This is a genomic window from Caulobacter sp. CCUG 60055 (genome assembly GCF_022750545.1).
Classification (GTDB): domain Bacteria; phylum Pseudomonadota; class Alphaproteobacteria; order Caulobacterales; family Caulobacteraceae; genus PUIC01.
The window spans coordinates 115,684-128,697 of record NZ_PUIC01000001.1; the positions used below are offsets into that span (position 1 = coordinate 115,684).

12 protein-coding genes are annotated in these 13,014 nt (G+C 70.0%); 5 read left to right on the forward strand and 7 right to left on the reverse strand.

The features are described 5' to 3' along the window. The first annotated feature begins 83 nt into the window (after positions 1 to 83). Both ndk and C5708_RS00495 read left to right on the forward strand, forming a co-directional pair. On the forward strand, positions 84 to 503 hold the full coding sequence (gene ndk, locus C5708_RS00490) for a nucleoside-diphosphate kinase (RefSeq protein WP_242916675.1): 420 nt from the start codon (positions 84 to 86) through the stop codon (positions 501 to 503). Positions 504 to 680: 177 nt separating this feature from the next. Further along, the gene (locus C5708_RS00495; protein ID WP_242916677.1) at positions 681 to 1,676 is read left to right on the forward strand and encodes an alpha/beta hydrolase; all 996 of its coding nucleotides are present in this window, start codon (positions 681 to 683) and stop codon (positions 1,674 to 1,676) included. Between the two features lie 3 nt (positions 1,677 to 1,679). Here C5708_RS00495 and purN read toward each other — a convergent pair whose 3' ends face one another. Both purN and purM read right to left on the reverse strand, forming a co-directional pair. Then, positions 1,680 to 2,306, reverse strand: a complete 627-nt coding sequence (gene purN / locus C5708_RS00500) for a phosphoribosylglycinamide formyltransferase (RefSeq protein ID WP_242916679.1) — start codon at positions 2,304 to 2,306, stop codon at positions 1,680 to 1,682. Positions 2,307 to 2,313: 7 nt separating this feature from the next. Then, positions 2,314 to 3,339 (reverse strand): phosphoribosylformylglycinamidine cyclo-ligase, encoded by a 1,026-nt coding sequence (purM, locus tag C5708_RS00505; protein WP_242916681.1) that lies wholly within the window; start codon positions 3,337 to 3,339, stop codon positions 2,314 to 2,316. 86 nt (positions 3,340 to 3,425) lie between these two features. On the opposite strand from purM, the gene rnd reads away from it, so the two are divergent. Beyond that, positions 3,426 to 4,598: a ribonuclease D gene (rnd, locus tag C5708_RS00510; protein WP_242916683.1), complete on the forward strand. Its 1,173-nt coding sequence runs from the start codon at positions 3,426 to 3,428 to the stop codon at positions 4,596 to 4,598. A gap of 66 nt (positions 4,599 to 4,664) precedes the next feature. Here rnd and C5708_RS00515 read toward each other — a convergent pair whose 3' ends face one another. The 4 genes from C5708_RS00515 to C5708_RS00530 all read right to left on the reverse strand — a co-directional run bounded on the left by C5708_RS00515 (position 4,665) and on the right by C5708_RS00530 (position 9,512). Continuing rightward, a complete protein-coding gene (locus C5708_RS00515) occupies positions 4,665 to 4,955 on the reverse strand; it encodes a DUF1330 domain-containing protein (protein WP_242916685.1) in 291 nt (96 codons plus the stop codon). A gap of 70 nt (positions 4,956 to 5,025) precedes the next feature. Further along, positions 5,026 to 6,501, reverse strand: a complete 1,476-nt coding sequence (locus C5708_RS00520) for a Ppx/GppA family phosphatase (protein ID WP_242916687.1) — start codon at positions 6,499 to 6,501, stop codon at positions 5,026 to 5,028. Between the two features lie 16 nt (positions 6,502 to 6,517). Next, positions 6,518 to 8,731, reverse strand: a complete 2,214-nt coding sequence (locus C5708_RS00525) for an RNA degradosome polyphosphate kinase (RefSeq protein WP_242916689.1) — start codon at positions 8,729 to 8,731, stop codon at positions 6,518 to 6,520. Positions 8,732 to 8,837: 106 nt separating this feature from the next. Further along, positions 8,838 to 9,512: a DnaA/Hda family protein gene (locus C5708_RS00530; RefSeq protein WP_242916691.1), complete on the reverse strand. Its 675-nt coding sequence runs from the start codon at positions 9,510 to 9,512 to the stop codon at positions 8,838 to 8,840. Between the two features lie 153 nt (positions 9,513 to 9,665). Between C5708_RS00530 and C5708_RS00535 the strand changes: the two genes are divergently transcribed. Together C5708_RS00535 and aspS are read left to right on the forward strand one after the other, a co-directional pair. Continuing rightward, positions 9,666 to 10,229: a methylated-DNA--[protein]-cysteine S-methyltransferase gene (locus tag C5708_RS00535; RefSeq protein WP_242916693.1), complete on the forward strand. Its 564-nt coding sequence runs from the start codon at positions 9,666 to 9,668 to the stop codon at positions 10,227 to 10,229. A gap of 101 nt (positions 10,230 to 10,330) precedes the next feature. After that, the gene (gene aspS, locus C5708_RS00540; RefSeq protein ID WP_242916695.1) at positions 10,331 to 12,112 is read left to right on the forward strand and encodes an aspartate--tRNA ligase; all 1,782 of its coding nucleotides are present in this window, start codon (positions 10,331 to 10,333) and stop codon (positions 12,110 to 12,112) included. Positions 12,113 to 12,127: 15 nt separating this feature from the next. Here the strand turns inward: aspS and C5708_RS00545 are convergent, their stop codons facing one another. Next, positions 12,128 to 12,982, reverse strand: a complete 855-nt coding sequence (locus C5708_RS00545; RefSeq protein ID WP_242916697.1) for a pentapeptide repeat-containing protein — start codon at positions 12,980 to 12,982, stop codon at positions 12,128 to 12,130. Between the last annotated feature and the right edge of the window lie 32 nt (positions 12,983 to 13,014).

Sequence of the window (13,014 nt, forward strand, 5' to 3'; positions counted from 1 at the left end):
CGAGAGGTTGGCGGAACGGGAGCGCCCGGCTATAAGCCCGCAACCTCCCCATTCCAACTCTTGTGTGAGCTCAAGCAGCAGCCATGACCGAACGCACCTTCTCGATCCTGAAGCCCGACGCCACCCGTCGCAACCTCACCGGCAAGATCAACGCCGTGATCGAGGATGCCGGCCTGCGCATCGTCGCCCAGAAGCGCATCCATATGTCGAAGGCCCAGGCCGAGAAGTTCTACGAGATCCACAAGGAACGTCCGTTCTTCGGCGAACTGGTCGAGTTCATGACCTCGGCCCCGGTGGTGGTGCAGGTGCTGGAAGGCGCCGACGCCGTCGCCAAGTATCGCGAAGTCATGGGCGCCACCAACCCGGCCCAGGCGGCCGACGGCACCATCCGCAAGCTCTTCGCGGAATCGGTCGGTGAGAATTCGGTCCACGGTTCGGACAGCCAGGACAACGCCAAGATCGAGATCGCCCAGTTCTTCACCGACGCGGAAATCGTCGGCTGATTTCGGGGCCGCCGGTTCGGCGGCCTTCGATGATAGATGGCTGAAGGCGGCCGGCTCGCACGCGAGCCGGCCGTTTTCGTTCGCGCCTCGCGCCTCGTGCCTCGCACCATCGTCGCGATCGCCCGCGATCCCCGGGTGAAATCGTGCTACCCTGACGGGAATTATCGGGGAGGGATCATGGCCGACGACTATTTCGTCACCTGCCGCTCGGTGAACGGCGACGGCACGTTCGGGGGCGATCCCGACGTCGTCCGCTATCTGGTGGTGCCCCAGGGCGCCGCCCAGCCGCTGGCCGCCCACCAGAACCCGTCGACCGGCCCCGTCGCCACCCGGGGTACGCGCTGGGCGCGGGGGCTGCTGGACGGCCTGCCGCCGTCGCAGAACGGCCGCGACCGTAACATCCTGTTTCTGGTCCACGGCTTCAACGTCGATCCCCAGGGGGCCCTGGAAAGCCATCGCAAGGTGGTCGACGGGCTGGCGCGCGCCGGCTGGTCCGGACGGGTGGTGTCGTTCGACTGGCCCTCCAAGGGCACGCCGGCGGCCTATCTCGACGACCGCGTCGACGTGCGCACCACCGCCAACCTGTTGGTCAGCTCCGCGATCCAGCTGTTCGTGACGATGACCGCCGCCCGGGCCGCCTCGGACCAGCCCTGCGACGTCGCCGTGCATGTGCTGGCCCATTCCATGGGCGCCTATCTGGTGCGCGAGGCGTTCAACCACGCCGACGACGACAAGCCGGCCCGCGACGCCACCTGGCAGGTCAACCAGCTGGCCTTCATCAGCGGCGACATATCGTCGGGCTGCATGAGCGCCGGCAACGCCATGACGCGGGGGCTCTATGGCCACGCGGGGCGGATCACCAACTATTCCAACGCCTTCGACGGCGCCTTGCAGGTGTCGAACGTCAAGCGCGCCTTCACCGCCCCCCGGGTGGGCCGGGTCGGCCTGCCCGACGACGCGCCGGACGTGGCGTGCAACGTCGAGGCGGGGGATGTCTGGCGGCCGCTGGCGACCGGCGGTCCCGGCGACATCGTGCACAGTCATACCTTCTGGTTCGAGTGCGACCCGTTCTTCAAGGACCTGAAACTGACCCTCGACGGCCATATCGACCGCAACGCCATGCCGACGCGCACGCCGATCAAGCCCAACCGGCTGACGCTGAAGCCGGCCTGACGGTCAGGCGGGGTTGGCCAGCACGGCGTCGGCCGCCGGCTGGACGCCGGCCGAGCCGGCGGCCAGCCGGGCCAGACAGGCGGGATAGAGCCGGTGCTCCGCCGCCAGCACCCGGTCGGCCAGCGCGGCGGCGTCGTCGCCCTCCAGCACCGGCACGGCGGCCTGGCCGACGATCGGCCCCTCGTCGACGCCCAGGGTGACCATGTGGACCGAACAGCCGTGCAGCTTGACGCCGGCGTCCAGGGCGCGGCGATGGGTGTCCGTGCCGGTGAAGGCCGGCAGCAGGCTGGGGTGGATGTTGACCATCCGCCCCGCCCAGGCCTCGACCAGGAACGGGGTCAGGATGCGCATGTAGCCGGCCAGGGCGACCAGCTCGACGCCCGACTGACGCAGGCGCGCGTCGATCAGCCGCTCGTGCGCGGCCCGGTCCTTGCCGAACGGGCGATGATCGACCACGGCGGTCTCGATCCCGGCGGCGGCGGCCTTGTCCAGGCCCTCTGCGTCGGGATTGTTCGACAGCACCAGCACGATCCGCGCCGGATAATCCGGCGCGCGCGCCGCTTCGATCAGCGCCTCCAGATTGGAGCCGCGCCCCGAGATCAGGACGGCGACGCGCTTCTCGCCGCTCATGGCGGGCTCAGGCCTTGACCAGCTCGCCGCAGACGAAGGCGTCTTCGCCCGCGTTGAGCAGAGCGGCCAGCACCGGCTCGGCCTGATCGGCTGCCACGATCAGCACGAAGCCGATCCCGCAGTTGAAGGTGCGGCGCAGTTCGTGATCCTCGACGCCGCCGATCTCCTGCAGCCAGGCGAACACCGGCGGCAGCGGCCAGGCGTTCCAGTCGAAACGGGGAGCCAGCCCCTCGGCGATGGCGCGCGGCGGGTTCTCGATCAGGCCGCCGCCGGTGATGTGGGCGCCGCCCTTGACCAGGCCGGCCTTGATCAGCGGGAGCACGCTCTTGATGTAGATTCGCGTCGGGGCCATCAGCGCCTGGGCCAGGGTCTGGCCCTCGGCGAACGGCGCGGGCGCGTCCCAGGCCAGGCCCGAACGCTCGACGACGCGGCGCACCAGCGAATAGCCGTTGGAGTGCGGGCCCGACGAGCCGAGGCCGATCAGCACGTCGCCGGCCTTCTGTTCGTCGAGGCGCGGCAGCACCGCGCCGCGCTCGACCGCGCCGATGGAGAAGCCCGCCAGGTCGTAGTCGCCGTCGCCGTACATGCCCGGCATCTCGGCGGTCTCGCCGCCGACCAGGGCCGCGCCGGCCTGCTTGCAGCCCTCGGCGATGCCGCCGACCACGCGGCGGGCGCTGTCGACGTCGAGCTTGCCGGTGGCGAAGTAGTCCAGGAACATCAGCGGCTCGGCGCCCTGCGCCAGCAGGTCGTTGACGCACATGGCCACCAGGTCGATCCCGACCGTGTCGTGCATGCCGGTGTCGATGGCGATCTTCAGCTTGGTGCCGACGCCGTCGGTGGTCGAGACCAGCAGGGGGTCCTCGAAGCCGGCCGCCTTGAGGTCGAACAGCGCGCCGAATCCGCCCAGGGCCGCATCGGCGCCGGGACGGCGGGTGGCCTTGGCCAGCGGCTTGATCGCGTCGACCAGCGCATTGCCTGCATCGATGTCGACGCCGGCCTGCGCATAGGTGAGGCCGTTGGGCCGTTCGCTCATGGTTGCGACTATCTCCGGTAGAAAAAACGTCTCTACCGTCACGGCGCCCTTGCATAGGCGCCGCGCCGGCGGGCTATAGCTAGCCGATGAAGCTGATCACGACCACCGCCGAACTTGAAGCTTTCTGCGCCGAACTCGCCGATGCGCCCTTTGTCGCGGTCGACACCGAGTTCATGCGGGAGACCACCTACTGGCCCAAGCTGTGCCTCATCCAGGCCGCCGGGCCGGACGCCGCCGCCGTCATCGACCCGCTGGCCGACGGGATCGACCTGGCGCCGTTCCTGGCGATCCTGGGCGATCCGAAGATCGAGAAGGTGTTCCACGCCGCCCGCCAGGACGTGGAGATCTTCAACAATCTCGGCGTCATGCCCAAGCCGCTGTTCGACACCCAGGTCGCCGGCATGGCCTGCGGCTTCGGCGAGCAGATCGCCTATGACGCCCTGGTCCGCCAGATGCTCAAGATCGAGATCGACAAGTCCAGCCGCTTCACCGACTGGGCTCGCCGGCCGCTGACCGACACCCAGCTCGAATACGCCCTGGGCGACGTGACGCACCTGGCCAAGCTCTTCCCGATGCTGCGCGCGCGGCTGGAGAAGGAAGGGCGGCTGGCCTGGGTGGTCGACGAGATGGCCAACCTCACCGATCCGGCCAACTACGACACCGATCCCGACAACGCCTGGAAGCGGCTGCGGGCCCGCAAGCACACGCCGAAATACCTGGCGGTGTTCAAGACCGTCGCCGCCTGGCGCGAGCGTACGGCCCAGATGCGCGACCAGCCGCGCGGGCGCATCCTCAAGGACGAGGCCATCGACGAGATCGCCTCGCAGACCCCCACCGACCCGGCGGCGTTCGACCGGCTGCGGGCGGTGCCCAAGGGCTTCGCCGGTTCGAAGTTCGGACCCGAGCTGATCGAGGCGGTGAAGGCCGCGCTCAAGGACCCGGAGACGCATGCGCCGGTGATCGCCCGCAGCCCGCAGACCTCGACGCCGGCCGCCGGCGCGGTGGTCGAGCTGCTGAAGGTGCTGCTCAAGGCCCGGGCCGAGGACGCCGGCGTCGCCTCCAAGCTGATCGCCACCGTCTCCGACCTCGAGAAGATCGCCAACGACGACAACGCCGAGACGCCCGCCCTAGTCGGCTGGCGGCGCGAGGCGTTCGGCGCCGACGCCCTCAAGCTCAAGCGGGGCGAACTGGCGCTGGTGCTCGACGGCGCCCGCGTCCGGGTGGTCGAGGTCCGTCGGGCCCCGAAGGCGGCGTCCTGATCCGGCCAGTCGCCGGCGGCGGATCCGTCCGCGCCGGCGCGCCTCGCCTCGCGGGGGCTTTGCGTCCTAGCGCAGGCTCCTGACCTCGAGCACGACGGTGTCGGCGCCCGCCAGCCGGTCGACGGCGATTTCCCGATAGTCGGGCGATTCGCGGAAGGCCCGGGCGGACTGGTCGTCCGGGAATTCCATCATCACCACCTTGTCGCGCTCCCAGGCGCCTTCCAGCACCCGCAGCTGCTCGTCGGCGGCGAGGCGGCGGCCGTTGAACCTGGCGAACACCGCGCCGAAACGGGCCTGATAGCGGTCGTAGCGTTGGCGGTCGGTGAACCTGAGCTGGGCGATGACATAGGCCGGCATGAGCGCTCCTGGGCGACGGGGCGGCGATCCTGCCGCAGGTCGCCCTACGGCGATCAAGCTCGAGCGAGGTTCAGGCGGCCGCCTTCATCGTCAGGCCCAGCCCCAGCTGGTCTGCCAGGGTGGCGGCCCGCTTGGCGGTCTGTTCGCCCAGCAGCATGTCCGCCCAGGCCGGCTCGGCGATCAGGCGGATGGCCCCGTCGCCGGTCTCCAGGCGCGAGCGGGCCAGCAGGGCCGGGCTTCGGCCGGACAGGTCGCAGGCCAGGCGCATGGCGGCGCCGAGGGCGCGGGCGCGCCTCTGGCGCTCGGGCGTCAGGATGCGGGTAAGCGTCTCGCGTTCGGGCGGCGGCCAGCTGGCGGTGTGGCGGTTGAAGGCGGCGGCGGCCAGGAAGGCGCGCTCGGCGTGGGTGACGCCGGGCACGGGCGCGCGCAGGACCTGTTCGAACACCAGATCGGCGCGATGGTCGGGGTGCAGGCGGGCGCCGAGGTCGGCCAGCCGGCAGGCGGCGGCCAGCAGCACCGGATCGCGGTCGCCGAACAGGGGCGGCAAGGCCGCGAAGGCCGGCGTCAGCCAGGTCTCCAGGGCCGCGCCCAGTTCCTCGGCGGTGTCCGACCGCGCGCCCATCGCCCGGCAGCCCTCGATCAGCGGGTCGAGGGCGCGCACCGAGGGGCTCATGTGCTCGAACAGCAGTCCCTCGCGCAGGCCGTAGGCCGACACCGAAATGCGCTCGAAGCCCAGGGTTTCGATCAGGCTCTCCAGCACGGCGGCGGCGTAGGGCAGGGTGTCGATCCGCTTCTTGGTCACCCCCTGGATGCGTTCGAGCGAACCGCGCGACTGCTGGGCGATGAAGCGGGCGGCCTCGATCGCCTCGACGGCCGACAGCTCGTACTGGTGGACGATCTGCAACGGGTAGCCGGCCATGCGCATGTGCAGCAGCGCGATGTTCCGCCATGCGCCGCCCACCGCATAGAAGGTCCGGCCGCCATAGCCGCGCACGGCGGCGTTCAGCCGCTTGGCGATCTGGGGCCGGGTCCGCACGGGGTCGAAGGGCGCCGGCGCGCCCAGGGCGAAAGGCCCCAGGGGCAGGGTGACGCCGCGGCCGGGCTGCTGGCCGCCGACGCGGGTGAGTTCGAGGCTGGAGCCGCCCAGGTCGCCCACCACCCCTTCGGCGTCCGGGGTCCCGGCGATGACGCCCAGGGCCGCATAGCGCGCCTCGTCGGCCCCGGCGAGGATGCGCACCGAAAAGCCGGTGGCCGCCTTCACCTGCTCGATGAACGCGGGACCGTCGGCCGCTTCCCGCGCGGCGGCGGTGGCCGTGGCGAACACGGTGTCGACATGCGCGCCGTCGACCACGGCCTTGAAGCGGCGCAGCGCCGCCAGGGCCGCGTTCACCCCCTCGGGCGACAGGCGGCCGGTGCCGGCCAGATCGCGACCGAGGCCGGCCAGCACCTTTTCATTGAACACGGTCCAGATCGCTCGACCTTCGATCCGATAGATCACCAGGCGCACCGAATTGGAACCGACGTCGATAACCGCGGCGTCGGTCATGCTGATCTCGTAACTCCTAGCGTCTGGCGCCGACATGATCGAAGGCTCTGGGCAGGTCCTTCACCTTGTGGCCCCGGCCCGAAAGGCTGGGGTTGGTCATGAAGTATTCGTGAGCGGAGAACGCGCCCTTGGCGTTCCAGGTTTCCACGCGGCGATAGACGCCGGTGTTCCCGTCCAGCTCCCAGCTCTGGGCCTCGTCGTTGAGGTTGGCCACCATGATCTGCTGCAGCACCTGCTGATGCACGGTCGGGTTCTCGATCGGCACCAGCGATTCGACCCGGCGGTCGAGGTTGCGCGGCATCCAGTCGGCCGACGAGATGAACACCCGGGTCTTGCCGCTGGGCATGGCGTGGCCGTTGGCGAAGGCGACCACCCGCGAATGCTCCAGGAAACGGCCGACGATGCTCTTGACCCGGATGTTCTCCGACAGGCCCTTCACGCCGGCCCGCAGGCAGCAGATGCCGCGGATGACCAGATCGATGCGCACCCCCGCCTGGCTGGCGCGGTAGAGGGCGTCGATGATCTCGGGATCGACCAGGGCGTTCAGCTTGGCCCAGACCGCCGCCGGCTTGCCCGCCTCGGCGTTGCGGGCCTCCTGGTCGATGAGGGCGACGAGGTCGTGCTTCAGCGTCACCGGCGAGAACGACAGCCGCTCCAGGTGGTCGGGCTGGGCGTAGCCGGTGATGTAGTTGAACAGCTTGCCGGAATCGCGGCCCAGCGGCCCGTCGCAGGTGAACAGCGACAGGTCGGTGTAAACCCGCGCGGTCTGCGGGTGGTAGTTGCCGGTGCCGAAGTGGCAATAGGTGCGCAGGCCTTCGCCTTCGCGGCGGACGACGATCGAGAGCTTGGCGTGGGTCTTGTACTCGACGAAGCCGAACACGACGTGGACGCCCGCCCGCTCCAGGTCGCGGGCCCACTTCATGTTGGCCTCCTCGTCGAACCGGGCCTTGATCTCGACCAGGGCGGTGACGTTCTTGCCGTTGTCGGCCGCCTCGATCAGGGCGGCGACGATCGGGCTGTCCTTGGAGGTGCGGTAGAGGGTCTGCTTGACGGCCAGCACGTTGGGGTCGCGGGCGGCCTGGCGCAGGAACTGCACCACCACGTCGAAGCTCTCGAACGGGTGGTGGACCAGGATGTCCTTTTCGCGAATTGCGGCGAAGCAGTCGCCGCCGTGGTCGCGGATGCGCTCGGGGAAACGCGGCTCGAACGGCTTGAACTTGAGGTCGGAGCGGTCGGCGGGGATCAGCTGCGACAGCTCGTCGAGGCTGAGCATGCCGTCGACCAGCACGATGTCCTGGGGCTGGGCGCGCAGGTTCTCGATGATGAAGGCCTGCAGGTCGTCGGGCATCAGCGTCTCGATCTCGACGCGGACCACCGAGCCCAGGCGGCGCTGCTTGAGGCGGGCCTCGAACTCGCGCACCAGGTCCTCGGCCTCTTCCTCGATCTCGACGTCGGAATCGCGGATCAGCCGGAACATGCCGCTGGCCTGGACCTCGCAGCCGGGGAACAGGTGGTCGAGGAACAGCACCACCAGGCCTTCCAGCGAGATGTAGCGCCGCTCGGTCTTGCGCGCGCGGCCGCCGGCCGGCGGCAGGGCCCAGAACCGGGCCACCTGGGCCGGAATCGGCGCCAGGGCGTAGAGCTCCTTGCCGTCGCTCAGGCGCCGCAGCTTCAGCGCCATCGAGAAGGCCAGGTTGGGGATGAACGGAAAGGGGTGGGCCGGGTCGATGGCCAGCGGGGTCAGGATCGGGAAGATCTGGTTGAGGAAGACGTTCTCCAGCCAGGCCCGCTCGGTTAGCGACACCTGGTCGGAATCGACCAGATTGACCCCGGCGCCCTTGAGCTCGGTGCGCAGGTCGCGCCAACGCTGCTGCTGCTCGGCCATCAGCTCGGCGGCGCGGTCGTTGACCCGCTCCAGCTGTTCGGCGGGGGTCATGCCGTCCTGGCTGAGCACGCGCACGCCCTCGCGCACCTGCCCCTTCAGGCCGGCGACGCGGACCATGTAGAATTCGTCGAGATTGTTGGCCGAGATCGACAGGAAGCGCAGCCGCTCCAGCAGCGGGTGGCGCGGATTGTCGCTTTCCTCGAGCACGCGCTCGTTGAAGGCCAGCCAGGAAAGCTCGCGGTTGATGAAGCGCTCGGGCGAGGCGGCCAGTTCGGCGTCGAGCGCCGGCGCGCCCGCTTCGCGATGCGTCGGTTCGAGGGATTCCAGGGTCGCCGCGTCGGTCATGCTGTTCTCGCGCGTAAGGCCTGCCGCGGCCGGCGCGCGACGGAGGTCGGCGGCGGTCAGCAGGCGCTGATCGGTTTTCGCCCAGCCGGCCGGGAGCGGCAAGCGCTTACTCGAACAGGTCGCCGGTCTCGTCGTCGATTTCAAGAATCTGTCGCGCGAGCGCGCGCGACACCGGCCGCTGCTCGGCGTCGGCGGCTTCGTCCAGGCGGGCGACGATGTCGCGGGCCCTGGGGATCGAGCGTTCGATGCGGCGCATGAGGTAGGGAAGGACGTCCTCTGTCGGCCTTATGTTCCGCTCCCGGAAGAATTTCTGGAGCGCGCCCTGGAGGATGGCGTCGTCGGGCGCCTCGAGCTCGGCCACCGGCAGGGCGTTGAGGCGCGAGCGCAGGTCCGGCAGGTCGGCCGTCCACTCCACAGGCGGCGTGCGCGAGGTGAGCAGCAGGCCGCCGCCCGGCTCGCCGGCCATGTTGATCAGGTGGAACAGGGCGTCGTCGCCGATCCAGGCGTCCGCGTCGTCGATCAGCACGGGCCGGCCGTTCAGGGCGGTGATATCGATCGGGGCCTCGGGGCCGGGGGCTAGCGCCCCGGCGCGCTGGGCCCAGGCCCTGGCCAGGTGGGTCTTGCCCGAGCCCTCCGGGCCGATCAGGGCCAGGCAGCCGCCGTGCCAGTTCGGCCAGGCGTCGACCGCACGGATCGCGGCGGCGTTCGTGGGGGAGGCTATGAAGTCCTCGCGGCGATACGTCGGCGGCCGGTTGAGCTCTAGGCGAAGCTGGCGGCCCACGCTGCAGGTCCAAAAAGGTACGTCACGGTCGCGACAGATAGCATAGGCCGGGCGGTCGGTCGAATTGCGCCAATCGTCGCGCGGTGGACGAGCGGGCCGTTTCTGTGGAAGAGGGGCCGCGCCAAGGGGCTGGCCCGATGCTAGACTGGCGCCATGATCGGACTTGGCTATGCGATCTTCGAGACGGCCGTCGGCCTGTGCGCGGTCGCCTGGGGCGAGGACGGCCTGATCGGCGTCCAACTGCCGGAGGGCGACCGGGCGGCGGCCGAGGCGCGGCTGCGGCGGCGTTTTCCGGGCGTCGTCGAGGCGGCTCCCGATGCGGCGGTCCAGGCGGTGATCGACGACATCGTCGCCCTGCTGGCGGGCGAGTATCGCGATCTGGCCGGGGCTGCGCTGGACCTCAGGGACGCGCCCGAGTTCAACCGCCGGGTCTATGCGGCGGCCCGCTCCATTCCGCCCGGCGCCACCCTGACCTATGGCGAGATCGCCGCGCGGCTGGGCGAGACCGACTACACCGCCGCACGGGCCGTCGGGCAGGTGATGGCGTCGAACCCGTTTCCCATCGTCGTGCCCTGCCACCGGGTGCTGGCGGCGGGCGGCCGTTCGGGCGGCTTCTCGGCCAATGGCGGCGTGGCGACCAAGCGGCGGTTGCTGGCCATCGAATCGGTGCACGCCCGCGGCGCGCCGTCCCTGCTGGACCTCATGCGGCCGGCCTGACGCCGGCGCCGCGAATCTTGACAATCGGCGGTGGGCGTGCGCCCTTCCGGCCTTCCCAAAACACCGCCTCGCGCGGCGAAAACGCTGAAATCCTAGAGATCATGCACGCCTATCGCACCCACACCTGCGGCGCCCTCCGTCTGACCGACGCCGGCGCGAACGTCCGCCTGTCCGGCTGGATCCACAGGAAGCGCGACCACGGCGGGCTGATGTTCATCGACCTGCGCGACCACTACGGCCTGACCCAGCTGGTGCTGTCGCCGGAACTGGCCAATTTCGCGCTGGTCGAGCACCTGCGGGCCGAAAGCGTCATCCGCATCGACGGCGAGGTGGTCGCCCGCACCGCCGACACCGTCAACGCCGGCCTGCCGACCGGCGAGGTCGAGGTGCGCGTCCGCGCGGTCGAGGTGCTGTCCCAGGCCGCCGAGCTGCCGCTGCCGGTGTTCGGCGAGCCGGAATACCCTGAGGAAATCCGCCTCAAGCACCGTTATCTCGACCTGCGTCGCGAGACGCTGCACCGGAACATCGTGCTGCGTTCCAACGTGATCGACTCGATCCGCCGGCGCATGGTCCAGCAGGGCTTCACCGAGTTCCAGACGCCGATCCTCACCGCGTCTTCGCCGGAAGGCGCGCGCGACTTCCTGGTGCCCTCGCGCCTGCATCCCAGCAAGTTCTACGCCCTGCCGCAGGCCCCCCAGCAGTTCAAGCAGCTGCTGATGGTCGCCGGCTTCGACCGCTACTTCCAGATCGCGCCCTGTTTCCGCGACGAGGACCTGCGCGCCGACCGGTCGCTCGAGTTCTATCAGCTCGACGTCGAGATGAGCTTCGTCACCCAGGAGGACGTGTTCGCCTCCATCGAGCCGGTGCTGCATGGGGTGTTCGAGGAGTTCGCCGGCGGCAAGCGCGTCACGCCCTATCCGTTCCCGCGCATTCCCTATCGCGAGGCCATCGCCAAGTACGGCTCGGACAAGCCGGACCTGCGCAACCCGCTGCAACTGGCCGACGTGTCGGAGCATTTCCGCAACGGCGGCTTCGGCCTGTTCGCGCGGATGCTGGACGCCGCGCCCAAGAACGCCATCTGGGCCGTGCCGGCGCCGGGCGGCGGCTCGCGGGCTTTCTGCGACCGCATGGACGGCTGGGCCAAGAGCGAAGGCCAGCCGGGCCTGGGCTACATCTTCTGGCGTGAGGGCGACGAAGGCGCCGCCGGCCCGATCGCCAAGAACATCGGCCCCGAGCGCGCCGAGGCCATCCGCGAGCAGCTCGGCCTCAAGGTCGGCGACGCGGCCTTCTTCGTCGGCGGCGACCCGGACACGTTCTACAAGTTCGCGGGTTCGGCCCGGAACAAGGTCGGCTCCGACCTGAACCTGGTCGACGAGGACCAGTTCAAGTTCGTGTGGATCGTCGACTTCCCGATGTTCGAGTGGAACGACGAGCACAAGAAGGTCGACTTCTCGCACAACCCGTTCTCGATGCCGCAGGGCGAGCTGGAGGCCCTGAACGACAAGGACCCGCTCGACATCCTGGCCTATCAGTACGACATCGTCTGCAACGGCTACGAGCTGTGCTCGGGCGCGATCCGGAACCATCGCCCGGACGTCATGCTCAAGGCGTTCGAGATCGCCGGCTACGGCCCCGAGGTGGTCGAGAACGAGTTCGGCGGCATGCTGAGCGCCTTCCGCCACGGCGCGCCGCCGCACGGCGGCCTGGCCCCTGGCATCGACCGCATCGTCATGCTGCTGGCCGGCGAGACGGCCATCCGCGAGGTCATCGCCTTCCCGCTGAACCAGCAGGGCCAGGATCTGATGATGAACGCGCCGTCCGAGGTGCAGGACAAGCAGCTCAAGGAACTGCACGTCCGTCTGGCGCCGCCGATCAAGGTCTGACGGCGCGGGCCGTCCTCACCAGCGGGGCGGCTTCGGCGGGGCTGGCGGCTTCGGCGGGGCCGGGGGCCTGGGCGGCATATAGTTGGAGCCGCGTCCCTGGCAGACCCGGACCACCATCCCCGACGGCAGGCGCGTGCCGCCGTCGCCGCAGGCCTCGTTGATCTGGTCCTGGTCGAGGCCCCTGGCGGTGGACAGGTCGACGCCGCGAATATTGGCGCGTTGCAGGCTGGCGCTCTGGAAATCCGTGCGGCTGAAGCTGGCGCCGCCCAGGTTGGCGCCGGTCAGTTCGGCGCCCCGGAAGGTGGCGCTGTCGAAGGCGCCGCCGCCCAGGTTGGCGGCGTTCAACTCGGCGCTGGTGAAGTCGGCGCGTGAGGCGTCGGCGCCGCCCAGATTGGCTCCGTGCAGTTCCGCCCCGCGCAGATTGGCGCCGGTCAGCACGGCGCGGCCGAAATTGGCGCCGCTCATCTCGGCCGAGCTGATCCGGGCGCGTTGCAGGTTGGCGCCCTGGAAATTGGCGCCGTGGGCGGCGATGCCCTCCATCGCGGCGTCGGTGAAGACGGCGTTGAGGAAATTGGCGCCCAGGACCTCGGCGCCGCGCAGGTCGGCGCGGGTGAAGTCGGCCCCGACGAAGCTGGAGCCGTGGAACGACGCGCCGCGCAGGTCGGCGCCGACCAGGGTGGAGCGGTCGAACTTGGCGCCCATGAACGTGGCGCCGGTGAGCCGGCGTCCGGAAAGCTCGCATCCGACGCAGACCCCGCCGAACGAGACCATCTTGGCGACGTCCCGGTCGGGAGTGAGCGCCCAGGCGGGAGCCGCCAGACCCGACAGGGCGGCCGTCCACACGAGAAGCGCCAGCGCGATACGCGACATCAATCGAAACCTCTTAGGGCGGCGTGAGGCCG